Genomic DNA, 22,391 nt, shown 5'->3' with positions numbered 1-22,391 from the left:
ATTTATGTCTCTTTTGTTTTTGCTTTTGTTTTGGAAGAAGCTTTTTTTGACGTTGTCTTTTTACTCGATGCTTTAGCCGATATAAGTTCTAATGCCTCTGAAAGTGTTACACTAATGGGGTCTTTATCTTTTGGCAATGTTGCATTAATTTTGCCCCAATTGACATAAGGACCATAACGTCCATTACGCACGGTGATAGTTCCTCCTTCTGGATGCTCCCCTAATGTTGCCAATGCCGCAGATGCCGTTCTGCTTTGCTTGGTTTTATTTTCTTGTTGTTCTGCCAATACTGTAACAGCGCGATTGATACCAATATCAAAAACTTCATCTGCATGAAGAAGGCGCGCAGATTTTCCATTATGACTAAGGTAGGGACCATAACGTCCGATTGTCGCCGTAATCATTTTGCCAGTTTCAGGATGAATACCAATTTCACGGGGAAGGGACAGTAAAGCCAAAGCTTTTTCAAAGGTTATATTTTCTGCCTGCCATTCTTTTGGTAGTCCTGCACGCTTAACTTCTTTGCCTTCACCCAGTTGAATATAAGGACCAAAGCGACCATTACGAAGAGAGATATCTTTTCCTGTTTCAGGGTCAATACCAAGCATAATAGGTTCGTCATTGCGAACAGCTTCATTCTCTTCTCCTATATCTGTACCAAGTTGACGTGTGTATTTACATTCAGGATAATTAGAACAACCAACAAAAGCACCATAACGACCAAGTTTTAATGATAATTGACCATCTTTACAGAGAGGGCAGGAACGTACATCACTTCCATCTTCACGTTCAGGAAAGGCGAGAGGGGCTAATGTTACATTTAAAGCATCAAGAACATTAGCGATACGCAGTTCTTGAATATTGCTAATAGATGCATTAAATCCATCCCAAAAATCGCGTAATACGTCTTTCCAAGAAAGTTTTCCATCAGAGATAAGATCCAACTTTTCTTCAAGATCTGCTGTGAAACCATATTCTACATAGCGATTAAAGAAATTTTCAAGAAAAGCTGTAACAATACGCCCCTTAGCATCAGGAATAAGCTTCCGCTTATCAATGACAATATATCCACGATCACACAATGTCGCCAATGTGGAGGCATAAGTTGAAGGACGACCAATTCCTAATTCTTCAAGTTTTTTAATTAATGAGGCTTCAGAATAACGAGCAGGGGGCTCTGTGGTATGTTGTACAGATTCAACTTTTTCTTTTGTAAGTGCTTCACCCGTATTTATTTCTGGTAAATGTGTTGATTCATTTTCTTCATTATTTTCTTCGTCTCGTTGATCCGTATAGACAGAAAGAAATCCGTCAAAACGAATAACAGATCCCGTTGCACGAAGATTTGCACGCTCTTGTCCATGTTGTGCTTCAATCTCAACGGTTGTGCGTTCAACTTCAGCAGAACGCATTTGGCTGGCAATCGCGCGCTTCCATATTAGTTCATAGAGTTTTGCCTGATCATTGTCGAGAAAATTACGGACTTGATTGGGAGACCGTTGAAAATCAGTTGGGCGGATTGCTTCATGTGCTTCCTGTGCATTTTTTGCCTTTGTTGAATAAAAACGTGGCTTTTCAGGAATATAGTCTTTTCCAAAAGATTCATGAATTACTTTTCTTGCTGCATCAATGGCTTCTGGCGCTATTTGCACACCATCAGTACGCATATAGGTAATAAGCCCTGCTGTTTCACCATTAATTTCAATGCCTTCATAAAGTTTTTGGGCAATTTGCATTGTACGAGAAGCTGAAAAACCTAATTTTGAAGAAGCCGCTTGTTGTAGTGTAGAGGTTGTAAAGGGAGGAAAAGGATTTCTCTTTGTAGGTTTCGCTTCAACACTAAGTGTCTGATATTGGGCCTTCTCCAACATAAGACGAATTTGGTCTGCTTGTTCTTGAGATTGAATATCAAGTTTGCCAATCTTACTTTGATTAAACCTTGTCAATCTTGCTTGGAAATGATCATTTCGGATGGTTTTTAACTGTGTTGTAATAGACCAATAATCTTCTTTGATAAAATGTTCTATTTCTGATTCACGGTCACAAATAATACGCAAGGCAACCGACTGAACACGCCCAGCAGACCGTGCACCAGGAAGTTTACGCCATAAAACCGGTGAAAGTGTAAAACCCACGAGATAATCGAGAGCACGACGGGCAAGATAAGCATCGACAAGTGATGTATCAATATCACGTGGATTGTCCATAGCATCAAGCACAGACTTTTTAGTGATAGCATTGAAGACAACTCTTTTAATAGGTTTATCTTTTAAAACTTTTTTTTGGCGAAGAACATCCAGAATATGCCATGAAATAGCTTCCCCTTCACGATCAGGGTCTGTTGCTAAGATAAGGCTATCGGCTTCTTTAACAGCTTTTGCTATTTCATTTAAACGTTTAGCGGCTGCAGAATCTATATCCCATTTCATCGAAAAATCTTGATCTGGTAAAACAGAGCCATCTTTTGCAGGTAAATCACGAACATGTCCAAATGATGCAACAACTTTGTATTGAGATCCAAGATATTTATTAATTGTTTTTGCTTTTGCTGGAGATTCAACGATAACGATATTCATAATTTTACCCGAATATTGAAATAAAAACTTTTTTATAAACGCCTTTCATGTGAATAGCTAATAGCAATTGCTTAAGAACACATAAAAAAAATATTAGCCATATAAAAAACATGAATATTGTACAACTTGTGATTGTTATTATTAAAACGCACCCTATATAGAATTACACGATTTATTTTCCACTGTTATTACAAAAACATACGGCGAAATACTAAGATAACGTCTATTGAGAGGTAGGAGGGGAAATGCTCAAGGATAGAAGATTATGTTTATAAATCATTTAAAAGTTATCCAATATATTACAGATATGTCAAAGCAAATGAATCAGATGGCGCGTCAGGCGCATAGTCCGCTTTTAGCTTTGCTTTTGGATATGGTTGCCAAAGAAGGACAAAGCATTATTAATAGTGCAGAGACTCTTGGGGAAGATCAAGATTCGACAATGACACACAACCACCAGAGTGTCGAATAAGCTTTCCAGCAAGCTCGAGTTCTACTAAAAAGAGGTAGAGAGTTGGAAGTGAAACACCTGAATGGGTACTGAGTGTGTCTATGTCTATTGGCGTTGTTGAAAGAGCAGAAAGAACTGCTGCACGTGCCGCATCATCATCTGTTAAAGAAAAATGAGCGTTTCTTTCGTCTGTTGAATTAAAGCTCTCCTTTTCAAGTTGTAAAGAGGATGATTCTTCAAAAAAGTTGAGTTGAGAATTTTGAGGTAGTGCAATCAAGGGCGTAAGTGTTTCTACGATATCAGAAGGATGTGTGGTGAGTAGAGCACCGTCCTTGATAAGGTTATTTGTACCAACAGATCTTGGATCAAGCGGAGAACCGGGAATGGCGAAAATTAACCGTCCCATTTCAGCGGCTTGACGTGCGGTAATTAAAGACCCTGAGCGCAAAGCAGCCTCCACAACCAAGACACCAAGTGATAAAGCAGCAATAATACGGTTTCTTCTGGGAAAATCGATAGCGCGCGGCTTCCAGGAAATGGGCATTTCACTGATAATGGCGCCACCGTTGAAAATAATATCTTCATATAACTTTTTATTTTCAGGAGGATAGATATGATCAACTCCCCCAGCCATGACGGCAATAGTGCCTGTTTTTAAACTTGCTTGATGCGCAATGCTATCAATTCCACGAGCGAGTCCAGAAATTATGACAAAGCCTGCTTCTCCAAGAAAATGCGCAAATTGAGCCGTAAGCTTTTTTCCAGCAGCTGAAGCATTTCGAGAGCCTATAATTCCAACAGAAGTTTTTTGAAAAATTGAAACATTACCTTTGATCGCAATCAGTGGTGGAGGGGATTGCGTAACCTTAAGAAACGCTGGATAATCTGGTTCCCCCATACAGATAAATCGAACACCCAATTTTTCAGCTTTTTGTATTTCTTTTTCTGCATCTTCTAAGCTTGCTATTTTAATAGACGCAGAACCACCCCCTTTTCTACTAAGCTCTGGCAACGCTGCTAAAGCGTTTTCTGCTGTTTTATAATGATCAATGAGATTGCGAAAACTAACTGCACCAATATTTTCACTGCGTAATAACCGTAACCAGCTTAAACGTTGATGATCAGTAAGCAGAATTCCTTCATTTATCTCCGTTTTGCGTACCAATCTTACTTTCTTTCCCAATTAATAATCTACTGATATTTGCAGAATGTTTTATGAATACAAATAAGCTCATCACAATTAGCATACAACAGAAATAAGAATCGGAAAAATAAAAAACAAATATCGGCGTGACCGTAACAGCAACAAGCGCAGATAATGAAGAATAATGCATGAGGAGGAAAATAGCACTCCATACAATAATAAAAATAATAGCTGCAGGCCAATAGACTCCTAAGCAAACACCTAGATAGGTCGCAACACCCTTGCCCCCTTTAAATTTAAGCCATACGGGAAAAAGATGTCCTAAAAATGCAAAAAAACCCGCTAGAGAAACAAGAATATTATTGTCTAGCGGATCACTAAAAAACTTTATAATGAAAACAACGATAGCTCCTTTCAGCATATCACAAAGAAGGGTTAGAGCAGCAACTTTTTTATTTCCTGTTCGTAAAACATTTGTTGCCCCAATATTGCCGGAACCGATTGTTCTTATGTCGCCAAGTTTAGCCAATTTCGTAAACAGAAGACCAAATGGAATTGAACCAATGAGATAAGATACAAGGAAAATAAGCCATGGAGTGGACTGAAAAAATATTTCTGCTTCATTCATGTAAGAATCTCTTTAAGTTTATTGATCAAGTTTAAAAACGGTTTTCCCTTTCACAAGGGTCTGGAGCACACATCCTTGAAAACGTGCATTCTCAAAAGGGGTATTTTTCGAACGTGAATAAAACTTCTCTGTTGAAACAACCCATGGTTCTTCAAGATCAACCACAATAAGATCTGCATAAGCACCCTTCTTCAATGTTCCTGCATTCAGTCCAAAGAGCTTTGCAGGCATCGTTGACAAAAGTTCAGTTATCCGTAGAAGAGATAGGCTCTCATCATGATAAAGACGTAAGGCCGCACTCAATAAGGTCTCCATACCAATAGCACCAGCTGCTGCATCATTAAATGGTAACTGTTTTGCGTCGATACCCTGGGGATCATGGGAAGAGACAATGATATCTATAGTTCCATCTTTTATGGCTTCAATCATTGCTATACGGTCTTCTTCTGTCCGTAATGGAGGCATGATTCGGAAAGAAGTTTGATATTGGCCAATGTCATTTTCGTTGAGAGATAAATGATTAATCGATACACCGGCTGAAATTTTCTCACTACGTTGTTTGCTTAAACGAAGGGCATCAACAGAAAGTGTTGTCGATATCTGGGCAGCATGATAACGTGTTTGCGTTAATGTTGCTAAGCGTAGATCCCTTTCAAGTGGGATAACTTCTGCTTCGCGGGGAATACCAGAAAGACCAAGCCAACTGGCGAGTAGTCCTTCATTCATTACGCCTTGTCCTGTAAGATCTTTATCTTGCGTTTCGTGGATTAATGGGACATCAAAATCGCGTGCATAGGTCATTGCACGTCGCATAACAGATGAATTTTGAAGTGTTGTTTTTCCTTCACTAAAAGCAACAGCTCCTGCATCCTTGAGCAAACCAAATTCGGTTATCTCTTTCCCGTTGAAACCTTGGGTGATTGCCGCAACAGGATAAATATTAACCGATGACATTTCCCCTGCTGTGCGCTTAATAAATTGAACAAGGGCAACATTATCAATAATTGGTTTAGTGTCTGGCATCATAAGGAAGGAAGTAATACCACCTGCTGCAGCTGCTTGACTTGCAGATGCAATTGTTTCACGATTTTCATTTCCTGGTTCTCCAACAAAAACACGCGCATCAACAAGTCCAGGGAGAATTGCTTTGTTTTGTGCATTAATAATTTCTGCTTCTGCAGGAGCTCCCTGATTTAAAGCTTCTTTTCCAGCGGCTATAATTTGTCCATTTTCAACAATAACGGTACCAATTTCATCGAGTGCACGTGAAGGATCAATAATACGAGCCTGTTGAAAAACAATTGGTTTTATCATTTTTTTTCTCCATTGGTCTTCAAACGTGAATCTAATAAAGCCTCCATAACCGCCATACGCACTGCAATTCCCATTTCTACTTGTCTATGAATCATGCTTTGTGGTCCATCAGCTATGTTAGATGCAATCTCCACACCGCGGTTTATAGGACCAGGATGCAAAATAATGCAATTTTCTTTGGCATAGGCTAAATTTTCTTTATGTAAGCCAAAATAATGAAAATATTCACGCGTGGAAGGAATAAAAGAACCTGTCATCCGTTCATGCTGTAAGCGTAACATCATGATAACATCAGCATCTTTAAGACCTTCTTTCATGGTGTTAAAAACCTCAACACTCATATGATTAATTTCGGATGGTAAGAGTGTGGAAGGGGCAACAGCGCGAACACGAGCCCCCAAAGCATTAAGACTAATGATATTAGAGCGTGCAACACGTGAGTGCAGAATATCTCCACAAATGGCAACCGTTAATCCTTCAATACGACCTTTTGCTTTTTTAATTGTGAGAGCATCTAATAAAGCTTGAGTTGGATGTTCATGAGCACCATCACCTGCATTAATGACACAACAATCAACTTTTTGCGCTAATAAAGCTGCTGCTCCCGCACTGCTATGGCGAAAAACCAGTATATCTGGCTTCATCGCATTAAGCGTTGCGGCCGTATCAAGGAGTGTTTCTCCTTTTTTTACAGATGAGTTACCGATCGCGATATTCATCACGTCTGCGCCCAATCTTTTTCCTGCTAGTTCAAAAGAAGATTGTGTTCGCGTAGAAGCTTCAAAAAAGAGATTAATTTGAGTCCGTCCACGCAAAATAGATTTTTTTTTATCAATTTTGTTAGAAAAGGTAATGTTTTCTTCTGCACGATCAAGCAATGTATTAAGGTCTTGTACACTCAGATCTTTAACAGCTAAAAGATGTTCATGAGGGAAAAGTGGAAAAAAATTATCTTGAATCATAGCATTCTTTTTTATCTCTCTTTAAAACAGGTTAAACAGGCATTTGTTTGAATATGATAAATGTTTCTTAACTCTAAAAAGACAAATAGTCTATGATATGAATGATTTGAATATAGGAATAGACCTATGACTGCTGTATCTGCGCAAAATACTCGTCGAAAAAATACATTTCTTAACGATACTCTTATGTTTCGTATGGCCTCTAATTTGCCTAAGTTTTTATTAGCAAGCTTTGAGGAAATAGGAGATTTTGCTGCGAGTCAAGAAGCATGGAGGCTCTCTTGCTTAGCCAATCATCATAAGCCTTTATTATATTATAATGATGAATGGGGACAGAAGGCAGAAAAATTAGAAATACATTCTTCCTATCAAGATCTTCAACAATATTCTAGACAAGCGGGATTGGTTACCTCGCTTTGGGAAAATACGAGCTTAGAAAATGGGGTACGCTATCAAGCGCGTGCGATTCGTTTGGCTTTATCTGCTGGTTTAGAAACAGGGCATTTAAACGAGGTGATTATAACCAGTGCAGCGATTGCTGTCTTAATTAGTGATAGTGAGCTCTTCAAAAAATGGCAAAATGTTCTTTTGTCTCGCCAATATGATTCCTCATCAAAGCCTATTCATCATAAAAAATCTGCTTCCCTAACATGTGCCTTTGATGACATTGAACAAAACGCTTTCAATTTTCCAAATATTAAGAAAATTTCTTTCGATGAAAATATGGAACGTGATCTGTATCGTTTAAATGTTGTTAAAACCAATGTTATTAATCCTACAGCTGATGGATATATTGTTAGTGCAGAGTTAAATGGTCATTTAAGTTGCTTTTTTGTTCCACGCATACAGGAAAATGGTGCATTAAATGGATTTATATCGATTCGCCATTTAATTCAGCGTTCTGGAGAACTTTCAACCCCAGAGGGAGTTGTTGATTTTCAAGGCAGTTATGGCTGGCTTTTAGGAAATGCTGGGGAAGGGCTTAAAGTTATTAAAGATATTGAAACGATGATGCGTTTCGATCAATCCGTCATATCGGCCGGTGTTTTGCGAGCAGCCCTTCAATTTGGTATAGATTTTTTCCGAAAAAAAATGCCCAATCAGCCTTTACCACCACTAACAGAACGTATTTTTGCAGATATTGCATTAGATATTGCTGCTTCGCAAGCATTGGTTTTACGTCTAGCACGCGCATTTGACAATGCAGCAAATGACCGTTCTGAAGCCGCTTTTGCACGCATTATGACCCCTATTATTGCTTATCACGTCAGTCAATTGGTTTTACCTATTATTGGTGAAATTATTGCACAACTTGGTATTGAAAGCTTTATAGAGAATAATCCATTATCGCAAATGCTGCATAACGGTCCTGCGCGAATTGTGAGAAATAGCTCTGCTAATCAATTGGTAAAAGATGCTATTCTTATTGCTAAAAAAGCACCAGGATTGTTTCAGAAATTGTTAGAAAAAATTGCTCTTGATATTGGTCCTGCAGGACCACGAGCCATCGAAATTATTAAGTCTGCTGGTGATATGGCAGCCGAAAATGAAGGAGCAGGAAGGTTTTTTGTTGAACAAGTAGCCTATGCTGCTGCAGCCGCATCACTACGTTCTACAGATATAGAACATGTTGCCAATGCCTACATGGAAAGCCGCCTTGGGGGACAATGGAGGTCTTCCTACGGAATGCTCATTGCGCGCTATAATGCAAGCCATTTGCTCAATGTTCTCTATCCTTCCATATGATGAAAGTTTTGAATTCTATTGAGAGCACCTTGCAATATAAAAGCAGCAGCTGCCGAATCAATTCTATTTGCTCTTTTAGCGCGTGATACATTCATTTCTAAAAGAGAACGTTCTGCAGCAATTGTTGATAAACGCTCGTCCCAAAAAACAAATGGAATTTTTGTATGCTCTTTCATACTGCTCACAAAAGCTTTGGTTGCTTGAACACGAGAGCCACTGCTTCCATTCATGTTAAGAGGTAAACCAATGATGATAACGCCTACATTTTCATGGTCAAAAATTTTAATAAGTGTGTGAGCATCTTCTGTAAATTTCTTTCGCTGGAGTACAGGACGTGGATTTGAAACAGTCAACCCCATATCAGAAATCGCAATTCCAATCGTTTTTGTTCCTAAATCTAAGCCTGCTATTGTTTGTCCAGGCAAAAGATGGGTCATAACTTCATTTATATTAATAATAGCCATAAAAATTATAATATGTTCTTTAATGTTTCAGATCTATAATTATATTCTTTATTCATGTTATCTAATATTCTTGCGCTTGCAAGCGCAGCCTTGTATAGCCAAATAAAGATCAATTCATAAAATAAAAAACAGAAAGGCCTAAAGAGTATGTCTGTTGATCAAGAAACCGTCAAGCGGATTGCACGTTTAGCGCGGATTGCCATCCACGATAATGAGGTAGAACCTATGACGAAAAAATTTAATGCTGTTTTAGGTTTTGTAGAGCAACTGCATGAAGTTAATGTCGATGAAATTGATCCATTAACATCTGTAATACCGATAACTCTACGAATGCGTGAAGATAGTGTTACAGATGGCAATAAAGCAGCAGATATTGTCGCCAATGCCCCTGTTACAGAAGAAAATTTTTTTCTTGTCTCAAAAATTGTTGAGTAACTTTTTATATTTTTGAAATTTGAGAACCAATATGACTGATTTAACAAACCTCACAATTGCACAAGCTCGTGATGCTCTCATAAAGAAAAAGCTTAAAGCAACGGAATTAACGGAAGCTTATTTAAAAGCTATTGAATTGGCTAATCCAACTTTGAATGCTTATGTAGCAATAACAGCAGAACAAGCAAGAAAAATGGCGGCTGAATCAGAGTGCCGCTTGGCAAAAGGAGAGGGGAGACTTTTGGAAGGAATTCCCTTAGGAATTAAAGATCTTTTTGCAACCCGCGGTGTTCATACGCAAGCCTGTTCAAATATCCTTGATGGTTTTAAACCGCACTATGAATCAACTGTCACGGCTAATTTATGGCAAGATGGTGCCGTAATGTTAGGGAAACTTAATATGGATGAGTTTGCTATGGGCTCCTCTAATGAGACATCCTATTATGGTCCCGTTATTAGTCCTTGGAGAAAAAAAGGCTCGAATGAAAAACTCGTCCCTGGTGGTTCTTCGGGGGGATCTGCTGCGGCTGTTGCCGCACAAATTTGTGCTGGTGCAACAGCAACAGATACAGGTGGCTCAATACGTCAACCAGCAGCTTTTACAGGAACTGTAGGAATAAAACCAACCTATGGACGTTGTTCACGATGGGGCGTTGTCGCATTTGCTTCATCCCTTGATCAAGCTGGACCTATTGCTAGAGATGTTCGTGATTGTGCTATCTTGCTTAGATCAATGGCCTCTTTTGATGAAAAAGATTCTACTTCCATGAATTTACCAGTCCCTGATTATGAAAGTTATCTTGGTCAATCAATTAAAGGAATGAAAATTGGTATTCCAAAAGAATATTATCTGGATGGAATGTCTTCTGAGATTATTGAACTTTGGCAAAAGGGAATAAATTGGTTAAAAGAAGCAGGCGCTGAAATACACGATATTTCTTTACCTCATACAAAATACGCTCTACCTTCTTATTACATTATAGCTCCTGCAGAAGCTTCTTCTAATTTAGCGCGTTATGATGGTGTTCGTTTCGGTTTGCGCGTACCTGGAAAAGACATCATTGAGATGTATGAAAATACACGTTCTGTTGGTTTTGGTGATGAAGTTAAGCGGCGTATTTTGGTTGGAACGTATGTTCTTTCATCGGGATATTATGATGCCGGTTATTTAAGAGCTCAAAAAGTAAGAACACTTGTAAAACGTGATTTTGACCAATGTTTCGATTCAGGCATTGATGCTATTCTTACACCAGCAACACCAACACCCGCTTTTGGTATTGCTGATGAAAAAATAAAAAATGATGCTGTGGCAATGTACCTTAATGATATTTTTACGGTACCCGTTAATATGGCTGGTTTACCAGGAATTTCTGTTCCTGCTGGTCTGTCATCAAATGGTTTACCCTTAGGATTGCAATTGATTGGTAAACCTTTTTCTGAAGAAGTTATTTTTCAAATAGCGCACATTATTGAAGAAGCTGCAGGAATGTTCTGTGCAGAAAAGTGGTGGATATAATCATCAAACTTCACAAAAACATTTCCTTATCTCTTAAATAACATCTGTGCCTATTTGTATCCCTAAAAAGAACGGATTGCTCTTTAATAGCTTCAAATATGGTTGAATATAGATGTGCCCCCTGTTGCAATCCGAAAATATTTTTTACAAATGAGACACATACAAGTGTATATTTATGCAGTAAATCATTATCGAGCTCAAAAAGCTCTCCACCAGAAAAAATAATAAAATCAGATTTTATGTCATTTATTGTATATAAAGATTCAGGAAACGCATCATCTCTCACCATACATTCCATCGAATACGGACAATGATTGCAGCCCGCACTGCAATTTTCATTACAAATTACAATATTATCGCTCATGAAATTTCTCATTCAAGTTCATATAATCCAATACTAATTGTTTCATGAAAATATTTTGGTATAGACAAAGATCAGAAATTTTTTTAGCTACAAACGCTTTTATCATTGGTAAAGCTTCATCCTTTGATATAGACAGCAAATGAGAAATATAGTCTATCCGTTCTTCTAAATTGAGAGATAATCTTGGACTGGTGAAAAATGTTAAGATGTCCAATTCCGGACTGGCTTCTTGACATAAATCCCAATCCACGACCATAAAATAATTATCAGGAGTAACAATGATATTATCAGGATGTAAATCTCCATGTGATAAGATTATATTTTTGCTTAATCGATCTTGAAAGATCTTATTGATTTGATCAATAATCGCCTTTTGATGTAGCAAATCCATTTGGCTCAATACAGTACCCCGAATAAACTCCCATTCGATTACTTCATCGCAAAGTGTTATCAAATTTGGGGCAGGATAGAGACTTTGTCGAAAAGAGCCATCCTTGATGTGTTCATTAATGCACGATGCTTCCGGATAAATTTGCCCATAGCAAAACTCTTGATGCTTGCGTTTCAAGAAATGTTGTTTTGACGATTGTGCATTTTTAGGCTGTAACCAAATGATTTCTTGTTTTCTGACAAAAATAATTAAAGCAGACACCCCAAAAATCACAGCCATAACCACTGCCAACCACAAATTAGCTTGCCAGAATGTTGAAAAAATATGACCGTATAAAAAACTAAATGCAAAGGATACAACGGCTGTAATAATGGCTGAAAATGATAAAACAGTCGCGATAGCTTTGGGATCAATCAGTGAATTTATAAGAAGAGACGACAGATAAGATCGATAAGCAGATTTAAAAACACATAGCAGTAAAAAACCTAATATAAGAGCCGCAATGATTTGAAATGACATGAGAAAAAAAGCAATGGTTACCATACAACCAATCATTAAGACGGGAAAAATAGGATTTTGAAATTTTGAAAAATATTTCTGAAACAATATATTGGAACTTGCTGAAAAAAAATTCCCAATGATAAAAATAATCGAAATCAAAATAGCAGGTTGAAATGGCAAAAAATCAGAAAATGCGATAGAAACAGTTCGATTATTAACCAAAATAGCAAAAGCTGAAACTGCACTTAAAAAAATAAGAGTGAAGCGATAAGGATTTTTGACTTCTTTACGGCTAGCACACATAACTGTGAAAATACTCGGATGAGCGTTGATATGAAAACTATCTAATCCCTTCGTCAGTTTTGAAAACATAAAAATGGCAAAAATTAATGAAAGGATTTGAAAAATCACAGGCAATGCAGGATGCACATAATAAAGTATTCCCCCTAAAAAAATAAGTACCGTTGTCACACTATAGGTAACAGCAGCCACTTCGGACTTAACGGAAAACAGTGTGCGATGCTTTGGTACTACAGAAAAGAGTAAACTATCTTCCGCACCTGAGAAACAAGCGGCTGCTAATGTAATACACAACAAATAAGTAGCGTAAGCAAAATATGCATAATTCATAAAAAGAGCTAAAAAACCGCAAAGAAAGAAAAACAGCCCAGTATAAATAACGCGCTTACTTCCATAAACATCTGATAATAAACCCAAGGGGACTTCTAAGATCAAAGGAAGCAATAAAAAATAACTACCGATTAAAACAATATCTGCTTGCGACAAATGCAATTTTTCCGACAAAAAAAGTGGTAAAACAGCAACCACTAGAGCAGTAGACTTGCTAACACTATAAATCTTAAACTGCTTAACCTTATCCACAAAATACCTTCCCACGACATCCGCTACATGCGCCAGATTCTTTCAAAGATTTTAAAACGCTTTGAGCAGACCAATCTATTGCCTCATAATTTTGTAGATTTCCAAAAGATTCTGAATAAAAGCAATTTTTTTAATCTCCATTATAGTCCAATACCAAGGATAAAAATGGAAATAAACACATTAACGGCGACGAAACGTACGTAGAGTTTTCGCCTAAGTAATAATTAATACAATTTACAAAATTTTGTGACGTCCATGCGATTTTCCTTTCTTGGAACTTTTTATCTATATAAATCTGGAGGGGGATTCTTTCCTTGGTAATTCATCTCTCAAATGAAAAAGTGAGGCGTTTGACGGAAGAGTTTTGTTTCTTAAAGCCTCAGATCGATTCTTTGTATTATTTTTTCTAGAAAAACTAAATGATGACGTATCGAGCGGATTGAATCCGATATAATCGACATCTTTGCTTATACAAAAATCGATAAAATTAATAATATTTTCTAGAATCTCTTTGATAACTGTCGCTCTTATTCCTATACTTTGCAGAGGTTTAAGATTCTTAACTATTTCAATGTTTTTCCACACGCGATCAAATTTATTCGCTCCCCGTATATCATAATATCCTTGGACACTCGTTGAATCCATAGAAATAACAATTTCTTTTATGTCATACTGTGAAATCCATAAATTTTTATGCAATAAGATGCCATTGGTATTTAATTCAACAGGCCGATCTAGTTCATTCAACGTTAATAAAATATCTTTAAGCTTTGGATGCATTAAAGGTTTTCCCCCAGAAAGCCTCACTGAGACAGCTCCTTTTTCTTTCAACATTCTAAATAATGGGTATTAAACTTTCTGGAGTATGCCAATTTTTTTCCTTAATCTTCCAGCAATCGCACATAGGACGAGGGCTATTGTAATTCTGGATAATACGTATAATAGGTGTCACAGATACCTATAATTTTTTAAGATCAAAAATCGAATCTGACGCTCTAATCAAGTTTTCCTTCTTTAAAAGAAAACCATTCTTTTCTAGTTCTCTTAACAAGATTGAAAAATCTGACGCTAAAATCTCTGTCTCTACATTAAGTTTTACCGCAACAGTTTCAATTTTCTGATTCTGTAAAAACTGAATCAATTAAAATTATAGCTGAATCATTAAGCACAATAGTCTGAAAATCATTTAATTTAGTTATGCTATTCTCGTCGAGATTAATACGAAACATTTCTCCTCCTAAATTGTTTTTTAATAATACAATGGATAAGAGCGCTGCTGCGCCCTTATCCTACTTTTTTATTTTTTTCTATCTCGCACCAATGGTTTATAACTGATGAGAAATATTTTTTTAAGGAGAAAAGATGAGCTCTATTTGCTTAATTTCTTGCCTTTATCCACCAAGATAGGCTTCTTTAACACGCGGATCAGAAAGCATAGCTTTTCCTTCACCGTGAAATAAAATATGCCCGACCTCTAAAATATAAGCATAATCAGCGATAGAAAGTGCAGCAAATGCATTTTGTTCAATAAGAAGAACAGTTTTTCCCATATCATTAATTTTTCGGATAATCGAAAAAATTTCCCGAACGAGAAGGGGGGCTAACCCTAACGAGGGTTCATCTAATATGACCATATCTGGATTGCTCATAAGTGCGCGCCCTACAGCAACCATTTGTTGTTCCCCACCTGACATTGTTCCTCCCAACTGTTTTGATCTTTCACGCAAGCGTGGGAAAAGATCAAATATCCATTCAATATCACGAGAAACCCCCTGCTTATCATGACGAATATAAGCACCTAGATGAAGATTTTCTAAAACAGTAAGATGAGGCATAATACGCCGCCCTTCAGGACTGAGGGCAATCCCTAATCGCAAAATTTCTTCGGGTGATTTTTTAACAATGGATTGGCCATTATAGCTAATTTCTCCATAAACAGAGCGATTAAGTCCTGTAATAGAGCGTACAATACTGCTCTTTCCAGCACCATTGGCTCCAATTAAAGTGACAATACTGCCCCGTTTTATCGACATAGAAAGATTTTGGACCGCTTTAATGGCACCATAATGAACATGAAGATTTTTTATTTTAAGAATATCCATAAACATCTCCGCCAAGATAAGCTTCAATAACTTTAGGGTTATTACGAATTTCATCTGGTGTACCATTGGCAATACAACAGCCATATTCCATGACAAAAATATGTTGGCAAAGCCCCATAACCACTTTCATATCATGTTCAATAAGCAAAATTGTAAGATCAAAGTCTTTTTGTACTTTTGATATGAATGTTCTAAGATCTTCACTTTCTTGTGGATTCATACCAGCAACAGGTTCATCAAGAAGAAGCAATTTGGGCTTTGTTGCTAATGCACGTGCAATTTCTAAACGTCGTTGCACACCATAAGGCAGCGCCGTTGCAGAATGACTAGCAAGATGATCAAGTTGTAAACGTTCAAGAAGTTCCATAGAATTTCTATAAACTTCTCTTTTTTCTTTTAAGGCTTTTGGAAAAAAGAGAGCTGAAGAAAACCAAGGATATTTTTGTCGAACATGTGCTCCCACCATAACATTCTGTAAGACTGTTAAGCCTGAAAAAAGACGAATATTTTGAAATGTTCTCGCAATATGATGTCTGCAGATAATATAAGGGGACGCTCCAGAAATTTTTTGCTTATCAAAAATAATGGTGCCGCTTGTAGGAGCATAAAATCCAGAAATCATATTAAAAACGGTTGTTTTACCAGCGCCATTAGGACCAATTAATCCAGTAATACTTCCTCGTTTAATGCCTATATTAATATTATTGACAGCAACCAATCCGCCAAAACGCATCACAATATCATTGAGTGAAAGAAGAGTATCGTTCATAGCTTTCCCTCAGTCTTAGAAAGCTTTTTGCGTGTCAAAAAACTATAAATTCCATTCCATGAGAATTCATGTTGTCCCATCAACCCTTTTCTCCAAAACAAGATAATGACCAGCAATAAAAGTGAGAAAACAACCATGCGAAGTCCTGGTGTTTCTGGAATATGTATAAAACCTAAGTCAAAGGGACTTTCAATAATACGAAGCCATTCCAGCATGACTGTAATAATAATACTGCCAATAATACTTCCTGTAATTGAACCAAGACCACCAGCAACAACAATCATCAAAATATTAAAAGTGAGAAGAAAATTAAACATTTTAGGATCAATGGTTGAAATAAGAGCAGCCATCAATGCACCACCTATCCCTGCAAAAAACGCTCCAATAGTAAAGGAAAAACTACGGTAGAAAAAAGCATTTACACCCATGGTTTTTGCAGCGATTTCATCATCACGAATAGCGCGTAATACATTGCCAGTATTGCTTTTCAGTAAGAGGACAATAAAGAGAACTGTAAATGCTAACCAACCATAATTCCACCATAATGTCGCCTCTTGAGGGATCCCTTTGATTCCCAAAGAGCCATTTGTGAGTGATGTAGCGTTTGTAATAACAATGCGAATAATTTCTGCAAAACCCAATGTTGCAATTCCAAGATAATCCCCACCAAGACGTAATATTGGCAAAGCAATCAATAAACCGATAACTGCTGCACACAAACCACTGACAATAACAGCAATAAAAAAAGGAAGTTGCAAATGGGATAATGGTTCAGCAATAGGCTCAAGAATCCACATCATCTCTTTTTGTTCTGGAGACAGAAGTAAAATTGCACAGACATAAGCACCAATAGCCATAAAACCGGCATGTCCAAGGGAAAACATACCTGTAAAGCCGTAAATCAAATTAAGTGAAATTGCCAAAATCGCATTAATAGCAATCAAATTTATGATACGGAGTGTATAGTCATTAAAATGATTATCCGCATAGAATAAAAAAATGATAAGAAGAAAAATACTGATACACGATAAAAAAATTGTCGCTGACTTAGCCATTAGATTTTCTCCTGACTTTTTTTACCCATTAATCCCGTGGGCAATACCAATAAAATCAGAATCAATAAAATGAAAGCGAAAGCATCTCGATATCCAGATAACGCGGGAAAAAATGCGATAATCATAATTTCAATAAATCCTAATAACAATCCTCCCAACATTGCTCCTGGTATAGAGCCAATACCTCCGATAACAGCAGCGATAAAGGCTTTGAGACCAGGAAGAACGCCCATATAAGGCTGAATTTGAGGATAACGTAAAGACCACATAATTCCTGCTATAGCAGCAAGTGCTGAGCCTATCCCAAATGTAAAGGCAATGACCTTATTGACAGAAACGCCCATCAAACGCGTCGTTTCAATATCGTGAGAGATTGCACGCATAGCAAGACCAGGTTTTGTTTTATGGATAATCCATAGCAGTAAGACAATAAGAATCAATGACACAATGGGAACAATCAGAGACATGGGAGCAATTCTAATGATACCCTCTGTTCCTGAACCTAGATGCCATAAAAATGGTGTTACCAAAAAATCTGGCTGTTTTACACCTTTGGGAACACCACTAAAGAGAACAGTAGCAAGGTTTTCAATAAAAAACGAAACACCAATTGCACCGATCAGTGCCGAAATACGTGGCGCATGGCGTAGAGGTTTATAAGCAAATTGATCAACAATAATCCCCACTGCACTTGTAATAAAAATCGAAAAACAAAGAGCTAAAACCCAGACCGGAGTAAAATCTTGTGGAGAAATTTTAAAATAATAAATAAACCCTAACGCAAGAATTAAAAAAACAGCAACCCAATAAATTGGAGGGCGCCTTTTAAAACCTATAAAAACTGAATAATAAATAAGGGCAGCAAGAAACAAAAGGAGAAGCGCAGCCCAAGCAGGCATAAAACTGATTGTGGAAAAGAAAACAAAGTAAGCTCCCAGCATAAAGATATCACCGTGAGCAAAGTTAATTAGCCTCAGTATACCGTAGACCATAGTGTAACCAATCGCGATAAGTCCATAAAGAGACCCCAATGCCAGCGCATTAAAAAAGTACTGGATGAACATTTCAGTGCTCATCTCTCATCCTTCCACATTTGTTAATTTACATAGGATAATAAGAAATTACTAAACTCTTGGTTATAAAAAAGATCCTAAACCAACCTTTTGTATTTTGATAAGTACAATGCTTAAATTAAAAAGCAGGTTTAACCTCTTCTAAATAAACACGTTTTCCATTCTTTATTTTAATAATACCAATAGGAATTTTAGGATTATGATTTTCATCCATCGACATATCACCAAAAGGTGTTGGAAAGTCTTTTAATTTACTCAATTCAATCGTAATTTTTTCACGATCAGCACTACCAGCACTTTCAATAGCCTTCATGAACATCATATAACTCGTATACCCCAAAACTGAATTGATATTTGGCTCTTTGTCAGGATAAGCTTTTTTCCATTCTTCTGTAAATCTTTGCGCTGCTTCTGACATATTGGGCATATCCTCACTATAGGGAAGTGTTGTATGTAAAAAACCCTCTGCAGCACTTCCTGCAATCGTAACCGTTTCTGGATTATCCATAGCATCTCCCCCTATGATTTGAAACTTTGCCCCTAATTCTCGGGCTTGTTTCATAATAATGGCACCTTCAGAAAAATAAGACGGGATAAATAAGATATCAGGTTTTTGCGCGATAATTTGCGTGAGAACAGCAGAAAAATCCTGATCTCCAGAATTATAATTTAAATTTGCGATAACTTCACCACCTAATTTTTTGAAAGCACGCGTAAAGTAACTTGAAAGACCAATGGCATAATCGCTTGAAATATCTTTAAGAATAGCGGCTTTTTTTGCATGTAAAGTTTGACTTACATAGGTTGCAATTCCTTTCCCTTGATAAGAATCAATGAAGCAAGCACGGAAGTAATATTTTTTACCCTGCGTAACAAGGGGGCTCGTCGAGGACGTTGCAATGGTTGGAGTCTTCGCTTTTTCAGATATTTCACCACCCGCCAACGAGAGTGAAGAACCATAGCTACCAATGATTCCACTGACCTTTTCACTTGCTGTTAAACGCATAACAGCATTAGCTGCTTCTACTTTATCAGACTTATTATCAATAATAACAAGCTCTACTTTACGTCCCAAAATTTCTGGAACTTGTTTATGGGCTAATTCGATACCGCGAATTTCAAGCTGACCTCCAAAGGCATTTTGACCACTTAATGGAAGATAAACACCAATTTTGATCGGTTCATTCGCATAAACATTCGCTGTAAATGCCATAAAAGCTGTGATTGTCGTAAGGACTTTCTTCAATTGCATTGCGCATCTTCCTTGAATTAAATTGTCGTTTTTTTACTTTATATTGAACTTCATCATCATGCAAGTTACACATTCATGAAAATATCATTATGTAAAAAAACTTTATATGACCTTTTTTGCAGGGCATTCCTTGTAAGATATGTAAAGCGTACAATCAAATAATTTTATAAATATTCTTTAAGTGATACGACAATATGGGGAAATCTTATCTTGGGGCTTGCGTGTTGATACAAGAGCAATGTTTACTTAAGCTTTGAGAATCAATATTGTGCAATTTATAAGCTACAGGATCACGTTATTATGACGAGTAAGGATGCATTAAAGGATTTTTCCCTATCTGAGGATAGTGTAGGTGCTTGTGGGGAGATTATCGAAATCAGTGGTGTCATTAAGTGGTTTGATGGTAGTAAGGGTTATGGATTTATTGTACCTGATTTACCTAATTTTCCTGATATATTATTACATGTTACAGTGATGCGAAGGGATGGTTTTCAAACAGCTTTGGAGGGTGCTAAAATTATTTGTGCTGTGGAAAAAACGGAACGAGGATTAAAGTGTGTTCAGGTGAAATCCATCGATTGTTCTTCAGCGGTTCATCCATCGGAAGTTCCAGCCCGTACGCATGTTGTTGTTACGCCAGAAAGTGGACTAGAACGTGCAATTGTTAAATGGTTTAATCGTGATAAAGGTTTTGGTTTTCTTAGCCGTGGGCAGGGGACAGAAGATATTTTTATTCATATGGAAACGTTGCGCCGTTTTGGTTTAGCCGAGCTTCGTTCGGGACAAGTTGTTCTTGTCCGTTTTGGTAAAGGGGAAAAAGGTTTGATGACAGCGGAAATTTATCCAGATATAGGGATTCCTTTTGCGACACATTAAATCGTTGCACATTGAACTTTACAAGTAAAATCAGTATTTTTCTGTGTTTTAAAAGGGGGGCTATTGCGTAAATAGCTAGAGAAGTGTTCTTATTATGGCTCTCATAAATTTAATAAAGTAAATGAAAAAAATGTGCATATTCTAAATATAAGGAATAGCTCTCTTGTTTTTTGGGCTTTTAAAGTGCTGGTGTTTTTTATTTTAGAAACAAAATTAAAAAAATTCTATGGTGGAGACGAGAATGTTAAAGCCTTTTAAAAAAGGGCATATTATTTTATTGACAATACTTTGTATGTTAGAAATGCACGTTGCTGTCGCAAAAGAGCCTATCGAGATTCCTGTTCATCCAATTCCTTTAGAAATACACACAAAGCACGGTACAGTTTCTTATAAGGTAGAGCTTGCTTTTACGCCCTCTCAAGCAGCAGCTGGTTTAATGTATCGAACTGATTTTCCACGTGATCGCGCCATGCTCTTTAAGCAGCAAAAAAACGATCAATCGGAAGATGAACAACAGTTTTTTATGTGGATGGCCAATACACCTTTACCCTTAGATATGATTTTTTTAAACTCTGAAGGGATTATTGTATCGATTATTGAAAATACTTCTCCATTTTCAAAAAAGACTATTTCATCGGGCGTTCCCGCTGCTTTTGCTCTTGAGATTAATGCTGGTGAAGTTTCTAAAAATCAGATACAAAAAGGGCAGCGTGTTATTCATCCTGTTCTTTGTGGAGAGTGCAATAAAAAATGACAGCTGAAGATCTTCGTTTTTTTGAATATGATGGTTTGCGATTTGCTTATCGAGAAGAAGGGCAAGGCGCGCCTATTTTATTGATCCATGGTTTTGGATCTTCTGCGCGGGTAAATTGGTATGCAACGGGTTGGTTTCGTATTCTTACTGAAGCAGGATATCGCGTTATTGCACTAGATAATCGTGGTCACGGGGATTCAGTTAAAAGTTATGATCCTAACTTTTATACACCTCAGGCTATGGCGAGCGATGCAGTAAGACTATTACAGCATTTAGAGTTATCTAAAGCCCATGTTATGGGATATTCTATGGGAGCTCGTATTAGTGCTTTTATGGCTCTTTTGCATCCGACATATGTAAACAGTGTTATTTTTGGTGGTTTAGGGATTGGTATGGTAACAGGAGCAGGAAATTGGGAACCAGTTGCTGAAGCTCTTTTAGCGGAAGATCCCTCTACTATTACTAATCCACGTGGTTTAATGTTCCGTAAATTTGCTGATCAAACGAAAAGCGATAGACGTGCTCTGGCTGCATGTATTATCACATCAAAACAAGAGTTAACGGCATCTGAAGTTTATAAAATTAAACAACCTGCACTTGTTGCCGTTGGTTCATTAGATGAGATTGGCGGTGCTGCAGAGCCATTAGCAGCTTTGTTGCCTTGTGGTGAAGCTTTATCGATTCCTAATCGAGATCATATGCTTGCTGTAGGCGATAAAGTTTATAAAAAAGGTGTGATCGATTTTCTTTCTCGTTACCCTATAAAATAAGAATTTTTTTAGATTTTAGCATTTACCAAAATACTTAATTCGTTATTGCATATAAACTGAAAAACTTATTTAAAGTTTTTCCATTGTGACGTAAATTTCTATGCAAAATAGGAAGAGAAATAAACTCTTATTTGCTTATTTTGTATATTATCTTGGATAATGTAACAATATCTTTTGTTTTAAAATGCATTTTTAAATAAAAAATTATGATTATTTAAATTCTTTTATAGAAAGAACAAATTTATAAAGGTTTAATTAATTTTTCTTACCAATATGAATCACAAATGCAGATGCTAAAGTTGGAGATAAAGTAAAATTATTTAAAATATACAGTTTTCTGCCACTTTTTTATCTATACGGATATAT

At 37.0% G+C, this 22,391-nt stretch carries 21 protein-coding genes; 7 read left to right on the top strand and 14 right to left on the bottom strand.

Annotated features, from left to right (window positions below):
• Nucleotides 1-2 precede the first annotated feature (2 nt).
• Complete coding sequence (gene topA / locus AC6ER9_RS08245) at nucleotides 3-2,576, bottom strand: type I DNA topoisomerase (RefSeq protein WP_497074251.1); 2,574 nt, start codon at nucleotides 2,574-2,576, stop codon at nucleotides 3-5.
• A 265-nt stretch (nucleotides 2,577-2,841) separates the two neighbouring features.
• Between topA and AC6ER9_RS08240 the strand changes: the two genes are divergently transcribed.
• On the top strand, nucleotides 2,842-3,048 hold the full coding sequence (locus AC6ER9_RS08240; RefSeq protein ID WP_244979417.1) for a hypothetical protein: 207 nt from the start codon (nucleotides 2,842-2,844) through the stop codon (nucleotides 3,046-3,048).
• On the opposite strand, the gene dprA is transcribed toward AC6ER9_RS08240, so the two are convergent.
• From dprA to AC6ER9_RS08220, 4 genes are read right to left on the bottom strand one after another with little or no spacing between them, the layout of a single operon-like run.
• Entirely contained in the window at nucleotides 2,978-4,210 is a 1,233-nt protein-coding gene (dprA, locus tag AC6ER9_RS08235) for a DNA-processing protein DprA (RefSeq protein WP_497074250.1), read from the bottom strand. The two genes, AC6ER9_RS08240 and dprA, sit on opposite strands and share 71 nt — an antisense overlap.
• Nucleotides 4,167-4,799, bottom strand: a complete 633-nt coding sequence (gene plsY / locus AC6ER9_RS08230) for a glycerol-3-phosphate 1-O-acyltransferase PlsY (protein ID WP_497074249.1) — start codon at nucleotides 4,797-4,799, stop codon at nucleotides 4,167-4,169. Before plsY ends, dprA begins: the two co-directional genes overlap by 44 nt.
• An 18-nt stretch (nucleotides 4,800-4,817) precedes the next feature.
• Nucleotides 4,818-6,113, bottom strand: coding sequence for a dihydroorotase (locus AC6ER9_RS08225; RefSeq protein ID WP_497074248.1), 1,296 nt, complete (start codon nucleotides 6,111-6,113; stop codon nucleotides 4,818-4,820).
• Complete coding sequence (locus AC6ER9_RS08220; protein ID WP_497074247.1) at nucleotides 6,110-7,075, bottom strand: aspartate carbamoyltransferase catalytic subunit; 966 nt, start codon at nucleotides 7,073-7,075, stop codon at nucleotides 6,110-6,112. The genes AC6ER9_RS08225 and AC6ER9_RS08220 overlap by 4 nt, the downstream gene beginning before the upstream one ends.
• Nucleotides 7,076-7,201: 126 nt before the next feature.
• Here AC6ER9_RS08220 and AC6ER9_RS08215 point away from each other — a divergent pair, with 126 nt between their 5' ends.
• Complete coding sequence (locus AC6ER9_RS08215; protein WP_497074246.1) at nucleotides 7,202-8,821, top strand: acyl-CoA dehydrogenase family protein; 1,620 nt, start codon at nucleotides 7,202-7,204, stop codon at nucleotides 8,819-8,821.
• Here the strand turns inward: AC6ER9_RS08215 and ruvX are convergent.
• Nucleotides 8,806-9,285, bottom strand: coding sequence for a Holliday junction resolvase RuvX (ruvX, locus tag AC6ER9_RS08210; RefSeq protein ID WP_497074245.1), 480 nt, complete (start codon nucleotides 9,283-9,285; stop codon nucleotides 8,806-8,808). The two genes, AC6ER9_RS08215 and ruvX, sit on opposite strands and share 16 nt — an antisense overlap.
• 147 nt (nucleotides 9,286-9,432) lie before the next feature.
• On the opposite strand from ruvX, the gene gatC reads away from it, so the two are divergent.
• Complete coding sequence (gene gatC / locus AC6ER9_RS08205; RefSeq protein WP_497074244.1) at nucleotides 9,433-9,720, top strand: Asp-tRNA(Asn)/Glu-tRNA(Gln) amidotransferase subunit GatC; 288 nt, start codon at nucleotides 9,433-9,435, stop codon at nucleotides 9,718-9,720.
• Nucleotides 9,721-9,751: 31 nt separating this feature from the next.
• Entirely contained in the window at nucleotides 9,752-11,236 is a 1,485-nt protein-coding gene (gatA, locus tag AC6ER9_RS08200) for an Asp-tRNA(Asn)/Glu-tRNA(Gln) amidotransferase subunit GatA (RefSeq protein ID WP_497074243.1), read from the top strand.
• 10 nt (nucleotides 11,237-11,246) lie between these two features.
• On the opposite strand, the gene AC6ER9_RS08195 is transcribed toward gatA, so the two are convergent.
• From AC6ER9_RS08195 to AC6ER9_RS08160, 8 genes are all read right to left on the bottom strand, one after another.
• Nucleotides 11,247-11,600 carry a hypothetical protein gene (locus tag AC6ER9_RS08195; RefSeq protein WP_497074242.1) on the bottom strand — a complete coding sequence of 118 codons (354 nt, stop codon included), beginning with the start codon at nucleotides 11,598-11,600 and terminating at the stop codon, nucleotides 11,247-11,249.
• Nucleotides 11,590-13,374, bottom strand: coding sequence for an MFS transporter (locus AC6ER9_RS08190; RefSeq protein WP_497074241.1), 1,785 nt, complete (start codon nucleotides 13,372-13,374; stop codon nucleotides 11,590-11,592). Before AC6ER9_RS08190 ends, AC6ER9_RS08195 begins: the two co-directional genes overlap by 11 nt.
• A 285-nt stretch (nucleotides 13,375-13,659) precedes the next feature.
• The gene (locus AC6ER9_RS08185) at nucleotides 13,660-14,181 is read right to left on the bottom strand and encodes a radical SAM protein (protein ID WP_497074240.1); all 522 of its coding nucleotides are present in this window, start codon (nucleotides 14,179-14,181) and stop codon (nucleotides 13,660-13,662) included.
• A gap of 584 nt (nucleotides 14,182-14,765) precedes the next feature.
• On the bottom strand, nucleotides 14,766-15,476 hold the full coding sequence (locus AC6ER9_RS08180; protein WP_497074239.1) for an ABC transporter ATP-binding protein: 711 nt from the start codon (nucleotides 15,474-15,476) through the stop codon (nucleotides 14,766-14,768).
• The gene (locus AC6ER9_RS08175; protein WP_497074238.1) at nucleotides 15,463-16,245 is read right to left on the bottom strand and encodes an ABC transporter ATP-binding protein; all 783 of its coding nucleotides are present in this window, start codon (nucleotides 16,243-16,245) and stop codon (nucleotides 15,463-15,465) included. Before AC6ER9_RS08175 ends, AC6ER9_RS08180 begins: the two co-directional genes overlap by 14 nt.
• The gene (locus AC6ER9_RS08170) at nucleotides 16,242-17,300 is read right to left on the bottom strand and encodes a branched-chain amino acid ABC transporter permease (protein WP_497074237.1); all 1,059 of its coding nucleotides are present in this window, start codon (nucleotides 17,298-17,300) and stop codon (nucleotides 16,242-16,244) included. Before AC6ER9_RS08170 ends, AC6ER9_RS08175 begins: the two co-directional genes overlap by 4 nt.
• On the bottom strand, nucleotides 17,300-18,376 hold the full coding sequence (locus tag AC6ER9_RS08165; protein WP_497074236.1) for a branched-chain amino acid ABC transporter permease: 1,077 nt from the start codon (nucleotides 18,374-18,376) through the stop codon (nucleotides 17,300-17,302). The genes AC6ER9_RS08170 and AC6ER9_RS08165 overlap by 1 nt, the downstream gene beginning before the upstream one ends.
• A gap of 115 nt (nucleotides 18,377-18,491) precedes the next feature.
• A complete protein-coding gene (locus AC6ER9_RS08160) occupies nucleotides 18,492-19,625 on the bottom strand; it encodes an ABC transporter substrate-binding protein (RefSeq protein WP_497074235.1) in 1,134 nt (377 codons plus the stop codon).
• A gap of 300 nt (nucleotides 19,626-19,925) precedes the next feature.
• On the opposite strand from AC6ER9_RS08160, the gene AC6ER9_RS08155 reads away from it, so the two are divergent.
• From AC6ER9_RS08155 to AC6ER9_RS08145, 3 genes are all read left to right on the top strand, one after another.
• Nucleotides 19,926-20,501: a cold-shock protein gene (locus AC6ER9_RS08155; protein WP_497074234.1), complete on the top strand. Its 576-nt coding sequence runs from the start codon at nucleotides 19,926-19,928 to the stop codon at nucleotides 20,499-20,501.
• A gap of 241 nt (nucleotides 20,502-20,742) precedes the next feature.
• Entirely contained in the window at nucleotides 20,743-21,255 is a 513-nt protein-coding gene (locus AC6ER9_RS08150) for a DUF192 domain-containing protein (RefSeq protein WP_497074233.1), read from the top strand.
• On the top strand, nucleotides 21,252-22,025 hold the full coding sequence (locus AC6ER9_RS08145; protein ID WP_497074232.1) for an alpha/beta fold hydrolase: 774 nt from the start codon (nucleotides 21,252-21,254) through the stop codon (nucleotides 22,023-22,025). Before AC6ER9_RS08150 ends, AC6ER9_RS08145 begins: the two co-directional genes overlap by 4 nt.
• Nucleotides 22,026-22,391: the final 366 nt, after the last annotated feature.

Source organism: Bartonella sp. SL317, assembly GCF_059687655.1.
The sequence above is the reverse complement of the archived record's forward strand: the minus strand, read 5'-3'. Positions and strand labels throughout refer to the sequence as shown.